The sequence below is a fragment of the Pseudonocardia tropica genome (assembly GCF_040105315.1).
Lineage (GTDB): Bacteria > Actinomycetota > Actinomycetes > Mycobacteriales > Pseudonocardiaceae > Pseudonocardia > Pseudonocardia alni.
Genome location: NZ_JBEDNP010000009.1, coordinates 122,230 through 141,571, shown reverse-complemented (window position 1 = coordinate 141,571; position 19,342 = coordinate 122,230). Strand labels below are relative to the sequence as shown.

16 protein-coding genes and 1 pseudogene are annotated in these 19,342 nt (G+C 75.0%); 6 read left to right on the top strand and 11 right to left on the bottom strand.

Annotated elements, in window-relative coordinates; translation table 11 throughout:
- Nucleotides 1-106 precede the first annotated feature (106 nt).
- The 3 genes from WHI96_RS16550 to WHI96_RS16540 all read right to left on the bottom strand — a co-directional run bounded on the left by WHI96_RS16550 (nt 107) and on the right by WHI96_RS16540 (nt 5,348).
- Complete coding sequence (locus tag WHI96_RS16550) at nt 107-2,056, bottom strand: 3-oxoacyl-[acyl-carrier-protein] synthase III C-terminal domain-containing protein (RefSeq protein WP_345646135.1); 1,950 nt, start codon at nt 2,054-2,056, stop codon at nt 107-109.
- 543 nt (nt 2,057-2,599) lie between these two features.
- On the bottom strand, nt 2,600-4,072 hold the full coding sequence (locus WHI96_RS16545) for an MFS transporter (RefSeq protein ID WP_345646137.1): 1,473 nt from the start codon (nt 4,070-4,072) through the stop codon (nt 2,600-2,602).
- Between the two features lie 103 nt (nt 4,073-4,175).
- Nucleotides 4,176-5,348: a citrate/2-methylcitrate synthase gene (locus tag WHI96_RS16540; protein WP_345646140.1), complete on the bottom strand. Its 1,173-nt coding sequence runs from the start codon at nt 5,346-5,348 to the stop codon at nt 4,176-4,178.
- Between the two features lie 69 nt (nt 5,349-5,417).
- Between WHI96_RS16540 and WHI96_RS16535 the strand changes: the two genes are divergently transcribed.
- A complete protein-coding gene (locus WHI96_RS16535; RefSeq protein WP_345646142.1) occupies nt 5,418-6,728 on the top strand; it encodes a citrate synthase in 1,311 nt (436 codons plus the stop codon).
- Here WHI96_RS16535 and WHI96_RS16530 read toward each other — a convergent pair.
- Together WHI96_RS16530 and WHI96_RS16525 are read right to left on the bottom strand one after the other, a co-directional pair.
- Nucleotides 6,668-7,255, bottom strand: a complete 588-nt coding sequence (locus WHI96_RS16530) for a class F sortase (RefSeq protein WP_345646145.1) — start codon at nt 7,253-7,255, stop codon at nt 6,668-6,670. The genes WHI96_RS16535 and WHI96_RS16530 overlap by 61 nt on opposite strands.
- 161 nt (nt 7,256-7,416) lie before the next feature.
- Nucleotides 7,417-8,136: a hypothetical protein gene (locus tag WHI96_RS16525; RefSeq protein ID WP_345646148.1), complete on the bottom strand. Its 720-nt coding sequence runs from the start codon at nt 8,134-8,136 to the stop codon at nt 7,417-7,419.
- Between the two features lie 211 nt (nt 8,137-8,347).
- On the opposite strand from WHI96_RS16525, the gene WHI96_RS16520 reads away from it, so the two are divergent.
- The 3 genes from WHI96_RS16520 to WHI96_RS16510 are packed head-to-tail and all read left to right on the top strand — an operon-like array spanning nt 8,348 to nt 10,252.
- A complete protein-coding gene (locus tag WHI96_RS16520; protein WP_345646151.1) occupies nt 8,348-8,782 on the top strand; it encodes a TIGR03618 family F420-dependent PPOX class oxidoreductase in 435 nt (144 codons plus the stop codon).
- A gap of 16 nt (nt 8,783-8,798) precedes the next feature.
- A complete protein-coding gene (locus tag WHI96_RS16515; protein ID WP_345646154.1) occupies nt 8,799-9,599 on the top strand; it encodes an MBL fold metallo-hydrolase in 801 nt (266 codons plus the stop codon).
- A complete protein-coding gene (locus tag WHI96_RS16510) occupies nt 9,596-10,252 on the top strand; it encodes a DedA family protein (RefSeq protein WP_345646157.1) in 657 nt (218 codons plus the stop codon). The genes WHI96_RS16515 and WHI96_RS16510 overlap by 4 nt, the downstream gene beginning before the upstream one ends.
- Before the next feature lie 142 nt (nt 10,253-10,394).
- Here the strand turns inward: WHI96_RS16510 and WHI96_RS16505 are convergent, their stop codons facing one another.
- From WHI96_RS16505 to WHI96_RS16495, 3 genes and pseudogenes are all read right to left on the bottom strand, one after another.
- Complete coding sequence (locus WHI96_RS16505; protein ID WP_345646159.1) at nt 10,395-11,903, bottom strand: S1C family serine protease; 1,509 nt, start codon at nt 11,901-11,903, stop codon at nt 10,395-10,397.
- Nucleotides 11,904-12,014: 111 nt separating this feature from the next.
- On the bottom strand, nt 12,015-12,761 hold the full coding sequence (locus WHI96_RS16500) for a GIDE domain-containing protein (RefSeq protein ID WP_345646162.1): 747 nt from the start codon (nt 12,759-12,761) through the stop codon (nt 12,015-12,017).
- A 17-nt stretch (nt 12,762-12,778) separates the two neighbouring features.
- A pseudogene (locus WHI96_RS16495) lies at nt 12,779-13,755 on the bottom strand (thiolase family protein).
- A 316-nt stretch (nt 13,756-14,071) separates the two neighbouring features.
- On the opposite strand from WHI96_RS16495, the gene WHI96_RS16490 reads away from it, so the two are divergent.
- Entirely contained in the window at nt 14,072-15,385 is a 1,314-nt protein-coding gene (locus WHI96_RS16490; protein ID WP_345646165.1) for a TMEM165/GDT1 family protein, read from the top strand.
- A gap of 102 nt (nt 15,386-15,487) precedes the next feature.
- Nucleotides 15,488-16,315 (top strand): SDR family oxidoreductase, encoded by an 828-nt coding sequence (locus tag WHI96_RS16485; RefSeq protein ID WP_345646168.1) that lies wholly within the window; start codon nt 15,488-15,490, stop codon nt 16,313-16,315.
- A gap of 69 nt (nt 16,316-16,384) precedes the next feature.
- Here WHI96_RS16485 and WHI96_RS16480 read toward each other — a convergent pair whose 3' ends face one another.
- The 3 genes from WHI96_RS16480 to sfnG form a co-directional block, all read right to left on the bottom strand.
- Nucleotides 16,385-17,623, bottom strand: coding sequence for an acyl-CoA dehydrogenase family protein (locus WHI96_RS16480; RefSeq protein ID WP_345646171.1), 1,239 nt, complete (start codon nt 17,621-17,623; stop codon nt 16,385-16,387).
- Between the two features lie 193 nt (nt 17,624-17,816).
- Nucleotides 17,817-17,888: a putative leader peptide gene (locus tag WHI96_RS27875; protein WP_350590274.1), complete on the bottom strand. Its 72-nt coding sequence runs from the start codon at nt 17,886-17,888 to the stop codon at nt 17,817-17,819.
- Nucleotides 17,889-18,034: 146 nt separating this feature from the next.
- On the bottom strand, nt 18,035-19,153 hold the full coding sequence (gene sfnG, locus WHI96_RS16475; RefSeq protein WP_345646468.1) for a dimethylsulfone monooxygenase SfnG: 1,119 nt from the start codon (nt 19,151-19,153) through the stop codon (nt 18,035-18,037).
- Nucleotides 19,154-19,342 lie beyond the last annotated feature (189 nt).

Genomic DNA, 19,342 nt, shown 5'->3' with positions numbered 1-19,342 from the left:
GTCGGCGGTCGGCGGACGGTGGCCCGGTCGGTGCCGGAATGCGGGCGGGCTCACCTCTCTGACGGGGATCTTCCCGCCTACTGTGGCCCGTGTCACCCGCTCGTGGCTACTCTCCGAAGGCGATGCGGACGTCGTCCGAGGTCGGTGCGGCCACCGGTTCGGCCACCGTCGCGGTGGTCGGGTCCAGGTGGACCTCCGGTGCCATCACGGCCGGGTCGACCTCGAGCACCGCGTAGCCGCCCACCGCGCCTGCCCCGAAGCCGGGCGCGAAGACCCGGGTCCGGCCGGACACGACGCCGTCGGCCACCGAGTCGAACAGCGCGATCGGGATGGACGCCGCCGAGACGTTGCCCATCGACTCGATGTTGAAGTACAGCTGGTCGGCCGAGAGTCCCGCCTCACCCGCGAGCTGCAGGATCATCGTCTTGTTGGCCTGGTGCGGGACGATCAGGTCGACGGCGTCGAGCATCGAGCCCTCGCCCTCGGGTCCGGGCTGCTCGGTGAGCTCGCCGATCATCTGCGTCAGGTAGCGGGCGACGAGCGCCTTGACCTCGGGGCCGTAGACGGTGATGTCGTTGTCGAACTCCGGGTTCGGCCAGATGATCGAGTTCACCTGGGTGTCCGGGCCCGACGCGTAGGTCTGCAGCAGGTCGATGTCGCCGCGCTCGCCCTCGGCGGCCGGGGCGACGACCATCGCGGCCGCGCCGTCACCGAAGATCATCCGAGAGGTGCGGACGTTGCCGATCTTGTCGGAGAACTTCTCGACGCAGACCAGCAGGACCGGCCGGTTCACCTCCTGCAGCTGGCGCACGGCCTCGGACAGGCCGTAGGGCAGCCCGGCGCAGGCGGCGACGATGTCGGCCGAGCAGTGGGTCTGGAGCAGGCCGAGCCGCCCGGACAGCCACGTGGACAGCGACGGGATGAGCCGCTCGCTGGTGCAGGTGGCGACGAGCACGGCGCCGATCTCGGAGCGGTCGCGGCCGGAGTGCTCCAGCGCGCGGACCGCGGCGGCCCAGGCCAGGTCCTCGATGTCCAGCTCGGTGTAGCGGCGCTGGTCGATACCGGTCTTGGCGGAGATCTCGTCGGCGCTCATCGGCGACCAGGAGAACGCGGAGTTGCGGACGACGTCGTCGTTGGAGCAGACGTGCTCGCCCCGGACGACGGCGAGCGCCTCGACCTTCGGCTGCACCGCGAACACCTCGCGGACCCGGATCGGGGGCAGCGGGGTGGCGGGCTCGACCGGGTCGGACTGGGTGGAGAGCCGGCCACGGCGCGCCGGGCGGGTGCCGGTGGCGCGGTCCAGGAACTGCTCGACGTCGCGGTTGCGCGGGTGGAAGGCGATGACGTACTCGTCGTCGCCGATCTCGTCGGCGGTGCGCAGCTCGGTGGCGGCACGGTCCCAGGGGTACTGGTTGTGCAGCACCATGGCCCAGCGGGTCAGGGCCTCGAGCTCGGGACGCTCGGCGTGGGCGTCGAGGATCTCGTTGAAGGAGAAGACCGGGTAGTCCGGGTCGTGCCGCGGCACGACGAAGGTCTGCGCCCCCGGCGTGGTGAGGAACTGCTCGACGGTCGGCTTGACGGCCGGCAGCTCGGTCGCGTGGTGGCGACGGTTGCCGTAGACGTCGAAGAGGAGGTCGAAGATGCGGCGCTCGGTCTCCTCGTCCCAGGTGCTGGGGAGCGCGGCGAAGGCGTCGGCGACGGCCCGCACCTTCTTGTCGCCGTCGCGCCACGGGGTGAGCAGCGGGAGGAAGACGTCGTTGCGGTGGCGGGGCAGGTCACGCCAGCGGGTCGGACGCTTCTCGAACATGGTGAGCGTGTACCGGTTGACCCAGAACAGGTTCTGGCTCATGTCGCGCAGCAGCGCGAAGCGGCTCTCGTAGGCGCCGCTGGTGACCCGCTCGAGGATGTCGGTGCCGGTGGGCGCCTTTGCCTCGAAATCGCGACCGACGATGGCGGTGAACTGCTCCATTTCGTCGATGACGGAGAAGTCGAGTTCTCCGAGAAAATTGGCGGGAAAGACCAGTCGGTCGTGGTTGTTGACCACGAACGGTTTCATGTGACGACCTCCAGCAGCGGCGTCGACCGGCGGAATCGCCAGGCGGGACGCGGTGCGGCCTGGTCGATCGGATCGGTTGCGGTGGCTGCAACGCTATCGATGAACAGTCACGATCGGAATGTGATCCAGCCGCCGAGTGTGCGCTCTCACGGATGGTAGGTCAACTCGGACTGTTACCGGCGAGAATGTTACCGGTCGGTTCTACTCGTCGGTTCCCCAAAGGAGTTCGGCAGATCCGCAGGCTGGCGGGCAGGGTCCGTCCACAGTGGAATGATCACCGGGTACGACCGGTCGGCCCCGACGGGTGCACATGCAGGCGGGAGTGTGGTCGTCGGCGTCACAGCCCGTGCGGTGGTCGCCACCTGCACCTGGTGGGGTGCGCCGTCGTCCGAACGGGGGGAGGGTGGCGTCGTGCCTCCGATGTGGACGGTCGTCCGCGGGGGCGCGGCGGGCGCGCGGGACCGCCGGAACGGCACCCGGGGAGGAATGCGTCGGCGGAATGCGGTCGCGTTTCCGGGGTCCCGTTCCCGGGTCGTCCGGTGCTCAGCCGTGGGCGGTGGCAGGGGCCGGGGTCCCGACGGTCCCCGCCGCCGGAGTGGGCGTGAGCAGCACCAGCACCGTGGCGAGCAGCCCGGCGGCGCCCGCCGCGACGAAGGAGATCGTGTACGCCGTCGCCGAGGGGGGTCCGCCCTCGCCGAGCACGTAGGTCGCGGTCACGGCGGCGACGACCGCGGTGCACGAACTCGTGCCGAGCTGGCGGGCCAGGGTGTTGAGGCTGTTCGCCGCGGCGGTCTCGGACTCCGGCACCGCCCGCATGATCGTCAGCGGGATCGCCGAGTAGGCGAGCGCGGCACCGACCGCGGCCACGGTGGAGGCGGTCATCAGCAGCGGCACCGTCGAGGGCATCGCGGCGAAGGCGAAGTTGCCCGCCCCCAGCAGGAGCGTGCCGACCACCAGCGTGGTGCGCGGGCCGCGCAGCCGCGACAGCCGCGCCGAGGCCGAGGAGAACACCACCATCGACCCGCCCATCGGCAGCAGCACCAGCCCGGCGACGACGAGCGAGAGCCCGAACCCGTAGCCGGTCGCGGCCGGCGCCTGGAGGATCTGCGTGGCGAGCACGAAGCCGGCGAACATCGCGAAGCCCACCAGCACCGAGGCCAGGTTGGTCAGCAGCACCGCGGGCCGTGCCGAGACCCGCAGGTCCACCAGCGGCGCGGGGACGCGCAGCTCGTACCGGACGGTCGCGGCCACCAGCACCACGGTGCCGGCGAACAGGCCGAGCACGGTCGGGGAGGCCCAGCCCCAGTCGTTGCCCTTGGAGATCGCCAGCAGCAGGCACACCAGCGCCCCGCCGACGCCGAGCGCCCCGGGCACGTCGAACCGGCCGCCGGTGCGCAGCCGTGACTCGGTCACCAGCCGGCGGACCAGCAGGATCTGCACGACGCCGAGCACCGCGGCCCCGGCGAACAGCCAGCGCCAGCTCGCGAACTGGGCGACGACGCCGGTGATCGGCAGCCCGATGGCCCCGCCGAACCCGAGCGAGGACGACATCAGTCCGACCCCGGACCCGACCCGGTCGGCGGGCAGGACGTCGCGCATCAGGCTCATCCCGAGCGCGATCACCCCGAACGCGGCGCCCTGCAGCACCCGGGCGAGGAGCAGCAGCCCGATCCCGGGCGCCAGCGCGCCCAGCAGCGACCCCACCCCGACCAGGCCGAGCGCGACGAGCAGCATCCGCCGCTTGCCGAACATGTCGCCGAGCCGCCCCAGTACCGGCGCCGACACCGCGCCGGCGACCAGGTTGGCGGTGATCAGCCACGACGCCGTCGACCCGCTGACGTCGAGCAGCTCCGGGAACCGCGGCAGCAGCGGGACGACCATGGTCTGGACCAGCGAGACGAGCAGCCCGCAGGAGGCCAGGACGGCGATCGCGACGCCGGGGCGCGGTGGCGCCGGTGCGGTTCCCTCGGGGTGGGTGCTCCCGGGCTGCTGGTGCGGACGGCGTGCCCGGAACACTCGACCTCCGTGGTGGGTGACAGATCGTGCCGACGGGTGAGCCCCGCGCAAGCGGGAGTCACCCATCAGATGAGCACGCCGGTCACCCGTCCGGCAACCCGGGTCATCCCCCGCGCGAGGGGACCGGCTCGGGCGGCGGCGGGCCGTCGTAGACCGCCGAGGGCCGGATCAGCCGTCGCTGCGCGGCCTGCTCCAGCACGTGCGCGCACCAGCCGACGACCCGGCTGACCGCGAACGTCGGGGTGAACATGCTGCGGGGGATCCCGCAGCCCTCCATCACGACGCCCGCGTGGAACTCGACGTTCGCGAACAGCGGGTGGTCCGGGCGCAGCTCCGCGAGGGTGGCGGCCACCCGCCGTTCGACGTCGGCGGCACGCGCGGGCAGCGGCCCGCCCAGCTCCGCGGCGACCTCGCGCAGCAGCGCCGAGCGCGGGTCCGGCCCGCGGTAGACGGCGTGGCCGAACCCCATGATCCGCATCCCCGCGGCGAGCCGGTCGGCCACCCAGCGCTCCGGCGAGCCGTCGGCGTCGCGGTCGATCGCGTCGAGGCTCTCCAGCGCCCGGTCGGGGGCGCCGCCGTGCAGCGGCCCGGCGAACGCCCCGAGCGCGGCGACCACGCAGGACGCGACGTCGGCGCCGGTGGAGGCGACCACCCTGGCGGTGAAGGTGGAGGCGTTGAAGCCGTGGTCCACCGTCGCGACGAGGTAGGCGTCGAGCGCGCGGACGTGCGCCGGCGCGGGCTCGGCCCCGTCCAGCATCCACAGCCAGTTCGCTGCGGAGGACAGGTCGGTGCGCGGCGCGACCGGGTCGAGGCCGTGGCGCAGCCGGTGCAGCGCGGCGAGGACGGTCGGAGTCGCGGCGCAGACGGTCGCGGCGTCGCGGGCTCCCGCCGCCGGGTCGTCCCAGAGCGGGCGCATCCCGTGCTGCGGGCCGAGCAGCGACAGCGCGGTGCGCAGCCCGGCGAGCAGGTCGGGCCCGCAGGCGTCGGCGATCGCGGGCAGCTGCGCGGCGACGGCGGCGGGCAGGGCCCGGCGCCGGGCGGTGGTGGCGGCGAACTCCGCGGCCCCGTCCGCGTCCGGGAGGCGGCCGTGGACGAACAGGAACCACACGTCGTCGAAGGTGCGGGTGCGCGCGAGGTCGACCGCGGAGTACCGGCTGTAGTGGTAGAAGCCCTCGTCGCCGCGGACGTCCCCGATGCGGGTGCTGGTGACGGCGACGCCGCGCAGGCCCGGTGGGACCTGCGGGACGGCGGCGCCGATGCTGTCGGTGCTGGTCATGACCGGACCGTCCGCCCGTCGGGAACCATTGTCAATATTGATCCAGTCAATGTTGATACGGTGCACGTCGTGGAGTACCTGACCGCCGCCGAGACCGCGGAACGCCTCGGTGTGAAGCGGGAGACCGTCTACGCCTACGCCAGCCGCGGGCTGCTGACCAGCGTGCGCGGCGCGCAGCGGCGGGGGAGCCGGTTCGCCCAGGACGAGGTGGAGGCCCTGGCCGCGCGCGGCCGTGAGTCGGGCGAGCCGTCCGGGACGGTCGAGCGCATCAGGACGCGGATCACACTCGTCGCCGACGGCGGGCCGTGGTTCCGCGGGGTGGCGGTGCCCGCGCTCGCGGGGTCCTCGGACCTCGAGCACGTCGCGGCCCTGCTGTGGGAGGTCCCGGGCCGCGTGCCGTTCGACGCCGACCCGGACCTGCTCGCCCCGGCGCGCGCCGTGCTCGCCGCCGCCCCCGCCGGGGCCCGGGCGACCGACCGGTTCCGGCTCGCCGTCGCCGCGGTGGCCGCGGCCGACCCGCTGCGCGCCGACGCGCGGCCGGGCGCGGTGGTGGCGACGGCGTCGTCGCTGCTGGGGACGGTCGTGACCGCGCTCGCCGGGGACCCGGGCGCCGCGGGCGAGCCACGGGGCGCCGTGGGGGCGGGGCCCGGCGAGGAGTCGGGCCCCGGGGCGGAGCCGGTGCTCGCGGGGTCCGACCGGGCCGACCTGGCGGAGCGGCTGCTGCCGGCACTGGTCCGTGAGCCGGACCGGGTACCCGCGCCGGCGACGGCCGGACACGTCCGCGCCGCGCTGGTCCTGCTCGCCGACCACGGCCTGGCGTCGTCGACGGTCGCCGCCCGGGTCGCCGCGAGCACCCTGGCCGACGTGCACGCCGTCGTCTCGGCCGGGCTCGGCGCCCTCGACGGGCCCCGGCACGGTCTGGTCAGCGGGCTCGCGTACCGCTTCCTCGCCGACGCGCTGGACGATCCGCCCGGCGCGCTCGCCCAGCGGCTGCGGGCCGGCGAGCGGGTCCCGGGCTTCGGGCACTCGGTCTACCGGGGCACCGACCCGCGGGCCACGGTCCTGCTCGACCGGCTGCGCGCCGACCCGGCCGCGGACCGCGTCGTGGCCTGCGTCGACGCCGTCGTCGCGGGGATGGACCGCGGTGGCGACGGCCCCGCCGCGAACGTCGACCTGGCGCTCGCCGCGCTGATGCACGCCCACGACCTGCGCCCCGACGCCGGCGAGCTGCTGTTCGCCTGCGCCCGGACGGTCGGCTGGGTGGCGCACGCCCGGGAGGAGTACGCCGAGCCCGGTCCGCGGTTCCGGCCGACCGGCGTCTACACCGGTCCGCGGCCCGGGTCGACCAGCGAGGCGAGCACCACGACGTTGTCGGTGTAGCTGCGCACACCCCGGTCGAACGTCCCGCCGCAGGTGATCATCCGCAGGCCCGCGCCGGGCAGGTCGCCGTAGACGGCCGCGGTGGGGAAGCGGTCCTTGGCGTAGCGGCGCACGGCCTGGACCTCGAAGGTCGCGGTGGTGGCGTCGGCGCGGTCGACCGACACCAGGTCACCGGGGGCCAGTGCGTGCAGCCGGTGGAACGGGCCCGGCTCGTGGTCCCAGTCGACGTGCGCCGCGAGCACCGCCGGTCCCCGGGCGCCCGGGGTGGGGGCGCCGGTGTACCAGCCGGTGTCGGCGCCGTCGGGCGGCACCTCGAGGGTTCCGCGCCCGGTCAGTCCGAGCGGGACGAGCCCGCTGTCGAGCCCGATCGAGGGCGCCCGCACCCGCACCGGCTCCGACGGCGGCAGCGGGGCCGCCGCCGGACGGAGCGTGGTGGTGGGCAGCGGCGGCACCGCCCCGCCGAGCGCCACCGGCGGCGCCCCGAGCGGGACGGCCAGGGCCAGCACGACGAGCACCCCCCACCACACCCGTCGCACCGCACGGGGCCCGCGCGACCCACGTGGCCCGAGCGGCCCCCGCGGATCCCGGACGCGCGCGGGGTCGGAGGACGCGTCCCCGATCGGGAGCGCGTTCTCCGGACCGGTGCGCGTCCGGTGTCCCCACGGGTGCGCGGGTGCGGGGGCGGGGGTCACGAGTGGCGGGTGGTCAGGGGGAGTGCGGCGCGGCCGGTGCGACGCCCGTTCCCCACCACGACGCCCGCCCCGGCGGCGAGGATCGCGCCCGTCCCCACCAGCAGGAACACCGTCGGGTCGACCCCGGCGCCGCCGGAGCCGTCACCGGCCTCGACGCCGCCGCCCGGGACGGCCCGCACCTGCCCGGTACCGGCGGCCGCGACGAGGTCCGAGCCCTCGCATGCCCGGCCGTCGTCGTCGCGGTCCAGGTTGTTCGGGTCCGACGGGTCGGCGGCGAGCACGGCCTGGGCCTGACCACGGGAGAGGTCGACGCAGTCCAGGTCGCTGCCGCGCCCGGCGGCGGGAGCTCCGGCGGCGGGGGCGCCGGCCGCGGGGGTGGTCGCCTCGGGGGCCGCGGCGGTCTCCTCGGGCGCCGTCTCCTCGGGCGCCGTCTCCTCGGGTGCGGTCGGGTCCGGGGCGGTGGCGTCCGGGTCCTCGTCGGCCGGCGTCGCGTCGTCCGCGGGCTCCTCGGCCGGCGGCTCCTCGGTGTCCTCCTGGGCCGGGGCCGTGACGACCGGGCCCGCGGTGGCGACGGCGGCCGAGACGGGGCTCGCCACCGGGGTGACGGCCGGTTCCGCGGCCGACGCCGACCCGGCCAGCGGGACCCCGGCGAGCGCGGCGAGGGTGAGGGACGCGGCGAGGGCGCCGGTGCGGCGGACGAGCGAACGTGCGGTCATGATCCACTCCCTGTGACGAACGTGATCCTGGTGACCGGTGGGGCGAACGTGACGCCCTGTCCGATGGCGGAGAGTGAAGCGACACCCGGTCGACAGGGCCAGGGAAGTCGCCCGTACGGGGATCACCGGGGCGGGTGGCGTCGCCCGGAGTGACCGGGGCCTCGGCGTGCCGCGGCGCGCGGGGCCCGGTGCGACGTCCAGGATGGCGACCGTGACGACGACCCCCGAACCGCCCCGGCGCCGCCGCCGGTCCCTCGACGACGCCGTCTCCGACGCGTTCGTCGAGTTCTGGTCCCAGCGCCGCCCGTGCGTCCTGGTGACCCCGCGCCGCGACGGCACCCCGCACGCGGTTCCGGTGGGGGTGACCGTCGACGTGGCCGAGCGCATCGCCCGGGTGATCTGCAGCGGTGGGTCGCAGAAGGCGCGCAACGTCGCCGCGGCCGGGCCGGACGGGGCCCGGGTCAGCGTCACCGTCGTCGACGGGCGCACCTGGTCCACGCTGGAGGGCCGCGCCGTCGTGCGGGACGAGCCCGACGTCGTCGCCGACGCCGAGCGCCGCTACGCCGCCGAGTACAAGCAGCCCCGGGAGAACCCCCAGCGGGTGGTGCTGCAGATCGCGGTCGACCGGGTCCTCGGCAACGCCTGAGGGGATACTCGCCGGTGTGGACCTGCCGGAGACGACCTTCCTCGGCCACAGCACCCTGCGGCTGCGGATCGGCGGGCGCACCGTCCTGACCGACCCCGTGCTGGGGCGCTCGGTCGGGCCGCTGCGCCGTGCCGCGCCGGCCGTCGACCCGCGGGGGCCCGCCGGGGCCGACCTCGTCCTGATCTCCCACCTGCACGCCGACCACCTGCACCTCGCCTCGCTGCGCCGGCTGCCGCGCGCGGTGGAGGTCGTGGTGCCCGCGGGCGCCGGCGACTGGCTCCGCCGCCGCGGGGTCGCCCGGGTCTCCGAGCTCGCCGTCGGGCAGACCCGGGTCTTCGACGGGCTGCGCGTCACCGGCACACCGGCCGACCACTCCGGGCACCGGTGGGGGCCCCGGTTCACCCACGGCCCGCAGGCCGACGCGATGGGGCACCTGCTGGAGGGCGACGGGCTGCGCGTCTACGTCGCCGGGGACACCGGCCTGTTCCCCGGGCTCGACGACGTCGCCGCCCGGGGCCCGATCGACCTCGCCGCGCTGCCGGTGTGGGGCTGGGGCCCGAACCTCGGCCCCGGCCACCTCGACCCGGCCGGTGCCGCCGAGGCCGTCCGGCGGCTCGCACCGGCCGTCGCGCTGCCGGTGCACTGGGGCACCCTCGCCGTCGCCGGGCTGTGCTCGGTCCCGGGCCGGACCGGGTCCCGGATGCGGGAGCTGCTCGTGCGCCCGCCCCACGACTTCGCCGACGCCGTCGCCGCGGCCGGGCTGCCCACCCGCACCCTCGTGCTCCCGCCCGGTGCCGCCGTCGGAACGCCGGCGTGAGCGCGCCGCACCTGCTGGCCGCGTCCGCGCAGGAGTGGCTCGACGCCGAGCTCAGCCCGGACGCCGGGCGGATCGCCTACCTCGTCGTCGCCGGGGGAGTGCTGCTCGGCTCGGTGGTGCCGGTCGTGCCGACCGGTGCGATCGTCGGCGCCGCCGCCGCGACGGCGATGACCAGCTCCGCACTGTCGCTGCCGGTGGTGCTGCTGCTGTCCTTCGCCGCGGCCCTGCTCGGTGACGTCATCACCTTCGCCGTCGCCCGGCTGGCCGGTGACCCGGTCCGCGCCGCGGTCGCGGGCGGGCGGCTCGGCGGTGAGCGCACCGCGGTCCGGATCGAACGGATGCGCGGCGCGTTCGCCGAGCGCGGCTGGCTGGTCGTGCTGGTCGGACGGGTCGCCCCCGCGGGGCGGGTGCCGACCCTGATCGCGGCCGCGGTCTCCGGGATGGCCTGGGCGAAGCTGGTGCCCGCGGTCGCGGCCGGGGCGGTGCTGTGGACGCTGCTCTACGGCGTGCTCGGGGTGCTGACCGGCAACCTCACCGACTCCCCGCTGGTGGCTGCGCTGCTCGCGGTCGGGCTGGTGGCCGTCGTCGCGGCGGTCACCGCGCTGGCCGGGCGGGTGCGGACCCGGCTACGGACCCGGCGCCCCACCGGCTGAGCCCGGCAGCCCCGCCGTCCCGGCACGCGCGCGGCACGCCCGTCCACCGGTGCACACGGAACCGGCCGGGCGCGACGGGAGGGGGGATGTCGCGCCCGGCCGGAGCGGATGCCCGGGGCGTGGCGTCGCCCCGGGGATCGGGTCAGTTGCCGCCGCCGAAGGGGTCGATGCCGAACGGCAGCTCGCCGGTGGAGCCGCCCTCGGGCACGGTGCGCGCCCCGTTCTGGGCGGTCGCGGCGGCGGTGTCGCGCACGCTGCCGAGCGTCACCGGCACCTCGCGGGCACCGGACCCGCTGCCGACGGTCAGCGTGACCTGCTGGCCGGGGGTGAAGTTGCCGACCCGGGCGATCAGGTCCGCGAAGCTCGACACCGGGTACTCGTTGACCTTGGTGACGACGTCGCCCGCCGTGATGCCCGCGGCGGCCGCCGGCGAGTCCGGCTCCACCGTCGTGATCTGGGCGCCCGCGGTCTCACCCGGGGCGCTGCCGGAGGCCGACACCGAGCCCTGCACGCCGAGCTGCGGCTTGGTCGCGACGCCGGAGTCCATCAGCTCCTGGGCGACCCGCTTGGCGGTGTCGACCGGGATCGCGAAGCCCAGCCCGATCGAGCCGGAGCTCTGCCCGGCGGTGGCGATCGCGGAGTTGATGCCGACGACCTGCCCGGCCAGGTTGACCAGCGGGCCGCCGGAGTTGCCCTGGTTGATGGGGGCGTCGGTCTGCAGGCCGTTGTAGACGACCGGGGCCTGGCCGTCGCCGCCCGCGGTGACGGTCCGGTTCAGCGCCGAGACGATGCCCGCGGTGACGGTGCCGGACAGGCCCTGCGGCGAGCCGTTCGCGACGACCTGCTCGCCGACCTGCACGCTCGAGGACTCCCCGAGGGTGGCGGGCTTGAGGTCCGTGGCGCCCTGCAGCTTGATGACGGCGAGGTCGTAGCTGGGGGAGGTGCCGACGACGGTCGCGGTGTACTGCCTGCCGTCGGCGGTGGACACGGTGATCCGGCCGCCGTCGGTGGCGTTGGCGACCACGTGGTTGTTGGTGAGGATCTGGCCGTCGGAGGTCAGGACGACCCCGGACCCCTCGGCGACGCTCTGCGCGGTGCGGACCTGGATGTCCACCGTGCTCGGGGTGATCGCGGCCGCGGCGCCGGCGATCGAGCCGTCGGCGGGGGTGGCCGGGGTGCCGGGGGCGGCGGCGCTGGTCAGCGTGGCCGGGGTGGAGGAACCGTCGAGCACCAGGTAGGCGCCGCCGACGCCGGCCGCACCGCCGACCAGGGCGGCAGTCAGCGCGACGGCGGCCAGGCCCGCACCGAACCGGCGCGGCGGCCTCGGTGCCGGACCCTGCTGCGGGAACGGCGGGTACACCGAGGTGGGCGGGCTGCCCGCGCCGTAGGCCGGGATCGTGGGGTTGCTCGTCGTCGCCCACGGCGGGGGGGTCTGCGCGCCCGGGGAGCCCCCCTGGCTGCCGCCCTGCTGCCGGTGGTCGGTGTCGGTCACGGTGGTCGCCTCCTGTGCGCGGGTGCCGTCGTCGCCGGCCGGGTGGGCGGGGACCGCCCCCTCGTGACGCCGTGCGGGCCGGACGGGGTCGGTGGCGCCGCCTCCGGTGGAGGTCCGTCCGTCGGACGACTCGCCCGTTCCCGGCCCGTTCTCGGTCATGGGGCAACTGTGCGCCGTGACCCTGAGACGACCCTGTGACCGCGCTGGGAATCGCTCGGGCATCGGGTGAGAGTGCCCGGCACGCGGGTCCTCACCGGCGGTCCGGGCAGGTCAGGAGATCGCGCCGACCACCGTGAGCACCAGTCCCAGCACCGCGAGGGCGGCACCGCCGCGTGCCCACAGCCGCTGCGCGCGCCGGTCGGAGTCGGTCAGTTCCGCCTCGGTGCGGGTGGACAGCACGAAGGTCCCGCCGGGGTCCTGCGGCGGCCGGATCACCAGAGGCCCGTCGCGGTCGTCGACCTCGCCGAGGACGTACATCGCGACGCCGGGGCGCAGCACCCACTCCTGGTTGCGGTAGCCGACGGTCCGGTCCCCCCCACGGCCCCGGTCGTCGGCCGGGTCGAACCGGTCCAGCACCCGTTCCACCGGGTCCGGGTGCCGCCCGCCCGGGTCGACGCCGACGGTGTGACCGTCGCGCAGCAGCGCCCAGCCGTGCGGGGACGTCCGCTCGGACACGGTCTCGGTGTGGGTCTGCGTCCGGGTGCGGCCCTCGTCGTCGCGTTCCCGGCGTTCGAACCGGCGCTCGACCCGGTGCATGTGCCACACGCAGTCGACGCCCGCGAGCTCGGAGCGCAGCACCCCGACCGGGGCGGGCGCGGTCCGTCCGACGACCTCGCAGACCTTCCGGAACGTGCCCGGCCGCCCGGCGAGCTCCGCCGCGACGCCCGCGAGGTCGAGCAGCTCGGGCACCGACAGCGTCTCGGCCGCCATCATCGCGTGCACCCGGCGCTGGGTGCGGACCGCGACCCAGATGCAGGCGGCCCCGGCCAGCAGCGCGATGATCCCCACCCACAGCACGGGCGGAACCTAGCAGGTCAGGCGACCAGCTCCACGATCGTGGCGTTGGCGGTGCCGCCGCCCTCGCACATGGTCTGCAGTCCGTAGCGGATCCCGCGGTCGCGCATGTGGTGCACCAGGCGGGTGAGCAGCACGGTGCCCGAGGCCCCCAGCGGGTGCCCGACGGCGATCGCCCCGCCGAGCGGGTTGAGCACGGCGTCGTCGGCGCCCAGCTCGGCCTGCCAGGCCAGCGGGACCGGCGCGAACGCCTCGTTGACCTCGAACGCGCCGATGTCACCGATCGACAGCCCGGAACGCTTCAGCACCTTCTGCGTCGCCGGGACGGGCCCGGTCAGCATCCGCAGCGGGTCCGCACCGGACACGGCCCCGGAGTGGTGGCGCACGATCGGGGTCAGGCCGAGCTCGCGGGCCCGCTCCGGGGTGGTCACGAGGACCGCCGACGCGCCGTCGGAGATCTGCGAGCTGTTCCCGGCGTGGATCACCCCGTCCGCGGAGAACGACGGCGTCAGCGCGGCCAGGGTGTCGGCGGTGGTGCCACGGCGCAGGCCCTCGTCGGCGGCGAACCCGGGCGCGCCGGGCACGTCGACGAGCTGGTCGTCGAACACACCGGCGTCGATCGCGGCGGCGGCGAGCTCGTCATCGACTCCACCCCACCGGCGACGACGACGTCGTACTGCCCGGCCAGCACCATCCCGGCCGCGAAGTCGAACGAGGACTGGCTCGACCCGCACGCGCGGTTCACCGTCACCCCGGGCACCGTCTCCGGCCAGCCCGCGGCGAGCAGCGCGTAGCGGCCGATCTGCGCGGCCTGGTCGCCGACCTGGTTCACACAGCCCCACACGACGTCGTCGACGACGGCGGGGTCGATCCCGGTCCGCTCGGCCAGGGCGCTCAGCACGGCGGCGGACAGGTCGACCGGGTGGACCCCGGCCAGGGACCCCTTCCGCTTCCCGATCGGTGTGCGGACGGCGGCGCGGACGACGGCCTCGGGCACGGGGTCCTCCCCGGTCACCGGTGACACGACTCGTTCGCGACGCTAAGCCATCGGAGGGGTCGGCGCTGAGAGGGCGGTCACAGCACCGGATGCGCATCAGGTGTCGAGACGCTCTGGATCGATGAGGTACCGTCTCCGGCGTACGCGAAGGGGAGTAGCTCCCAACGCTGCGCTCGACATACTGGTCCGCCTCGTACTCCGACGGCCGACCCGGGTGCAGCGGCCTGACCACCACCAGGCGAGCGAGACCTTCGATCCGGATGCACCGGATCGAGGGCACCCCGAACCTCGGTCCGGTCGAGATCGAGGGATGGACATGGACGGATTCCTGATCGCGTTCGCGATCAGCTTCGGCGTCATCTTCGTGGCCGAGCTGGGCGACAAGTCGCAGCTCATGGCCCTCACGTTCGCCACGCGTTTCAACGCGATCCCGGTCCTGATCGGGATCACCATCGCCACCTCGGTGACCCACCTCGTGTCGGTCGCCGTCGGCTACGGCCTGGGCGCGTCGATCCCGACCGGCTGGATCGCGCTGGTCGCCGCGGTCGCCTTCCTGGCGTTCGGCGCCTGGACGCTGCGCGGCGACAGCCTCTCCGAGGACGAGGAGGCCAAGGCCAAGCGGGCCGGCGGGTCCGCCGTCGTCGCCGCGTCGGTCGCGTTCTTCCTCGCCGAGCTCGGTGACAAGACGATGCTCGCGACGATCACCCTGGCCGCCCAGCACGGCACCCTCGCCGGGTCGATCGGCATCTGGGCCGGGTCCACGGTCGGCATGGTCGCCGCGGACGGGCTGGCCATCGTCGTCGGGCGCCAGCTCGGCAAGCGGCTCCCGGAGCGGGCCATCTCGGTCGGCGCCGCGGCGATGTTCTTCGTGTTCGGCGCCTGGCTGCTGTACGAGGCCGTCCCGCAGGTGTGGGGCGAGGGCGCCTGGGGCCGCGTGTTCGACGTCGCCGGACACCACGGGCTCGGCTGGGCCGCGCTGGTGCTGGGGGCGCTCGCCGTCGGCGCCGGGCTGTGGTTCCGCGGTCGCGCGCACCGCGCCCGCGGGGAGCGCAGGCTCGACGTCGCCCGGACCCCGGGGAGCCCGGCCTGGTGGGCCCGCACGCTGTTCGTGCTGGCCGCGGTGCTCGGCTTCGGGGCGCCGCTGCTGGTGGCCCTCGACGTGCTCCAGCCGATCTCGGTGCTGGCCCGGCCGGCGGTCGCCGTCGTCGGAGCGGGGCTGCTGCTGCTCGGCTTCGCCGTCGTCGCGGTCGCGATGCTGCAGCTCGGCACGGTGTGGCGCCGCTCGGCCACCGAGGCCGGTGCGGCCGCGGCCGGTGACCCGGACGCCGCACGACGCCCGGTGCTCGCCACCGGCGGGATCTACCGCCGCGTCCGCAACCCCGCGCTGACCGGCCTGATCGTCGGGTGTGCCGGGATGCTGTTCATGGCCCCGACCCTGCTCGGCGTGCTCGCCGGGGTGCTGATCCTGGTCGCGGTGCAGATCCAGGCCCGCGCGGTCTACGAGCTCGGCCTGGGCACCGCACTGGGCGCCGAGTACGACGAGTACCGCGCCCGGACCGGCCGGTTCCTCCCGCGGATCCGCACCGACCGCACCCCCGCGGGTGAGGGCGACCGCACGACCGTCGGCTGAGCGCGACGACACCGCGGCGCCGCGGGACGACACCGCCCGCCGCGGCGCGACCGGGGCGGGCGGTGTCGTGTCGGGCGGTCCGCGCCGTCGTACGGTGGGGACATGACGGTTCTGGTCACGGGCGCGACCGGCAACATCGGCCGGATGGTCGTCGACCACCTGCTGGCGCGCACCGACGAGCCGGTCCGCGCGCTGACCGTCGACCCGGTCCGGGCCGCCCTGCCCGGCGACGTCGAGGTCGTGCGCGGTTCACTGCACCGGCCGGCGTCGCTGGACGGGGTGTTCGACGGCGTCCGCGCGCTCTACCTCGCGCCGCACGTGCCCACCGTGGCCGAGGTCCTCGACCGGGCGGCGGCCGCCGGGGTCGGGCACGTGGTCGACCTGTCCGGGGAGCCGGAGAGCTGGTGGGGGACGGTCGTCACCGCGGTCGAGGCCGCGCCGGTCCCGTGGACCCACCTGTGGCCCGCGGACTTCGTGGAGAACTGCCGGATGTGGCTGCCGCAGATCGCGGCGCACGGGGTGGTCCGCGAGCCGTGGCCGGACCTGGCGAGCACCCCGACCGCGATGACCGACATCGCCGAGGTCGCCGCCGTCGCCCTGACCGCGGGCGAGGAGTACCACGGGCGCGCGCTCACCCTCACCGGCCCGGAGGCCGTCACCCGTCGCCGGTGGGTCGCGGCGATCGCGGGGGCGACCGGGGTGCCGATCGGGTTCGAGCAGGTCACCCCGGACGAGGCGGCCGCCGCGCTGGCCGGGTCGATGGGCGCCGACCGGGCGGACGTCGTCGTCCACACCGTCCTCGGGGAGTTCCTGCGGGCCGGCGCGGCGGCCCCGAACGGTGTGGTCGAGCAGGTCACCGGGCGGCCGGGGACCACCGTGGAGGCCTGGGCGGCCGAGCACGCCGGGTCGCTGCGCGCCGCCCTGACCTGACGCGCCGCCGCGGTCCCGGCGCGGTGCCCGCCCCGCCCCGACCGGACGGGGCGGGCACCGCGGGCGGGATCAGGTGTACCAGGTCGGCTCGGGCAGCTCGTCGCGCAGCACCCACGCCCCGACCTCGCGCCGCTTGTAGGCGACCGGGTCGTGCAGGGTGTGTGTGCGGACGTTGCGCCAGAACCGGTCGAAGCCCAGCTCCGTCGTCGTCGCGCGGGCCCCGAGGCCCTCGAAGATCCCCGAGGTGATCTCCAGCGCGACGTCGGACGCCCGCGCCTTCACCGCGGCCACCCGCACCTCGTGCTCGCCACGCTGCTCGGCGGTGACGCCGTCGGCGTCGCGGTGGATCACCTGCTGCTCCTGCGCGACGGCGTCGGCCAGCGCCTCGACCGCCCACAGCTTGGCGTGCAGGTCGCCGTAGAGGTCGAGCTGGTAGGGCTCGTCGACGGCGCGCTCGTGACCGCCGTAGAGCCACGGCCGGGTCCGCTCGCGGGTGAAGCGCGCCGCGGTCTCGAGCGCCCCGCGGGCGATCCCGAGGTAGAACGACACGAAGACGAGCTGGATGATCGGCACGTTGAGCGTGTTGTAGACCCGCGGCGTGAACACCCTGTCGGTGAACCCGGCGGCCGCCGCCCACGGCACCCGGACGTCGGTGATCGTGACGCTGCCGGACTCGGTGAGGCGCTGGCCGACGTTGTCCCAGTCGTCGCCGAAGACGATGCCCTCCTGGTGGCTCGGCACGATCGCGAAGACGTGGGTGTCGGTCTGCTCGATCACACCCTCCAGCACGGTGACGTCGGAGACCCTGCTGCCGGTGGAGAAGGACTTGCGGCCGGAGTACACGAGCTCGTCGCCGTCGTCGCGGATGGTCAGGTCGGCGTCGCGCGGGTTGACCGCGCCCCCGAAGAACCAGCGGTTCCGGGTGGCGTCGGCCTCGACCGCCGCGATCTGCTCGGGCGTCCCGACCAGCCGGGCGGCCCAGAACCAGAGGAGGTGGTAGCCGAGGAGCTGACCGATGGAGCCGTCGCCCGCGGCGACCTCGCGGATCACCCGGTAGGCCAACGGCCACTCCTGCCCACCGCCCCCGTGCTCGACCGGGCCGAGCAGGGTGACCAGGCCGGAGTCCTTCAGCAGGGCGACCTCGTCGTGCGGGGTGGCGCCCGCCCGGTCGCGGGCCGCGGCGTCGCGCTCCAGGACGCGGCGGACGTCGCGGGCCCGGGCCAGCCAGCCCGCGGCGTCGGTGGGGGTGGCGGACCAGTCGAGCGACTCGACGGTGGTCGGCGCGGAACGGTTCTCGGTCGTGGTCATGACGTGTCTCCTCGTCGTCGGAGAAAGGTGTCCGGGCGCGGTGGCGCACGATTCGGCGGATACGCGCGGGAATGCGCACCGGATCGGCGGGAGAGCGGTGTGCCCGGACGGGAGGGAACTGTCGGGGCGGTCACCGGCGAGCGGGTCGCCGGCCGCGGCCCAGGTCAGAGAGCCTGCTCCGCGGGGATGCCGGTCAGCGACAGAGCGACGAGGTCACACGCGAGAGGTCGACGTGGCGTCGACGGGTGAGCTCGGTGAACAGCACGGTCCCAGTGTTCGGGGAGATCACGGCGGAGTCAACGAGACGTTCCCGGGAATGGGACGCGGCGCGGGATGTCCGGTCAGGACGGACCCCGGGAACGCGGACGGGCCCGGCGACGACGGTCGCCGGGCCCGTGCGGACGGTGTCGGTCAGACGGTGGTGAGCTGCGGCTCGCGGGCGGCCAGCTCGGCCTCCTTCTCCCGGACGATCGGCAGCACCTTCGCGCCGAAGTACTCGACCTCCTCCTGGAAGTGCAGGAAGCCGAGCAGCAGCAGGTTCGCGCCGCGCCGCTTGTACTCGATCGCGCGGTCGGCGATCTGCTCCGGGGTACCGATCAGCTGGGTCCTGAAGCCGTCGTTGTACTGGACGAGGTCCTCGAACGACGAGTCCGCCCACATGCCGCGCTTGTCGCCGGTGGAGTTGCCGGCCTGCTGGACGGCGTCGCGGAAGCCCTCGACGGCCGGCCGGTTGGCCTTCTCGATGATCTCGCGCAGGGTGTCCCTGGCCTCCTTCTCGCCGTCGCGGGCGATCATGAAGCCGTTGAGCCCGAACCGGACCGGCTGGAGGCGCTCGGCGGTCTTCGCGTGGCCGAGGACCTCCTCGACCTGCTCGGAGAAGCCGTCGTAGTCCTTGCCGTTCGAGAAGTACCAGTCCGACACGGTGCCGCCGTTGTAGCGGGCCGCGGTGGAGTTGCCGCCCTGGAAGATCTCCGGGTGCGGACGGCCGGGGACGTCGACCGGGCGGGGCTTGAGGTCGAAGTCGCGGATCCGGTAGAAGTCGCCGGCGAACTCGGCGCCGCCGTCGGAGGTCCAGATCTCGCGCAGCACCCGGATGAACTCGTTGCTGCGACGGTAGCGCTCGTCGTGCTCGAGCCACGGCTGGCCCATCGCGGTGAACTCGGCCTTCAGCCAGCCGGAGACGACGTTGACCGCGAGCCGGCCGTTCGTCAGGTGGTCGGCGGTGGCGACCCACTTGGCCAGCACCGACGGTTCCCACAGGCCGGGGTGGACGGCGGCGATCACCTTGAGCCGCTCGGTGGCCAGGCCCAGGGCCAGGGAGAACGCGGTGGCCTCGTGCTGGTGGTCGGCACCGTAACTGGCCATGTAGCGGATCTGGGACAGCGCGTACTCGAAGCCGTTGTTCTCGGCGGTCTGCGCCAGCTTCCTGTTGTACTCGAAGCCCCAGTCGGTGCGCTGTTCGATGGTGCTGGTGACCAGTCCGCCGGAGACGTTCGGGACCCAGTACGCGAACTTCAGCGGCTCCTGGATCCGGGTGTTGGGCGTGGTGTCGAGAGCATCGGACACGGGAGACTCCTCGGGGGTGTGCCGGGCACGGCAGACGGGCGCACGACGGCGCCGAAAAGAGAGGAAAGAAGGAGGAAACGGACCTGCGGTGACGCGATCAGCGACAGGCCTGGCTCACGACGACGAGATTGTCGACGTGACGGCGTCGGGTCA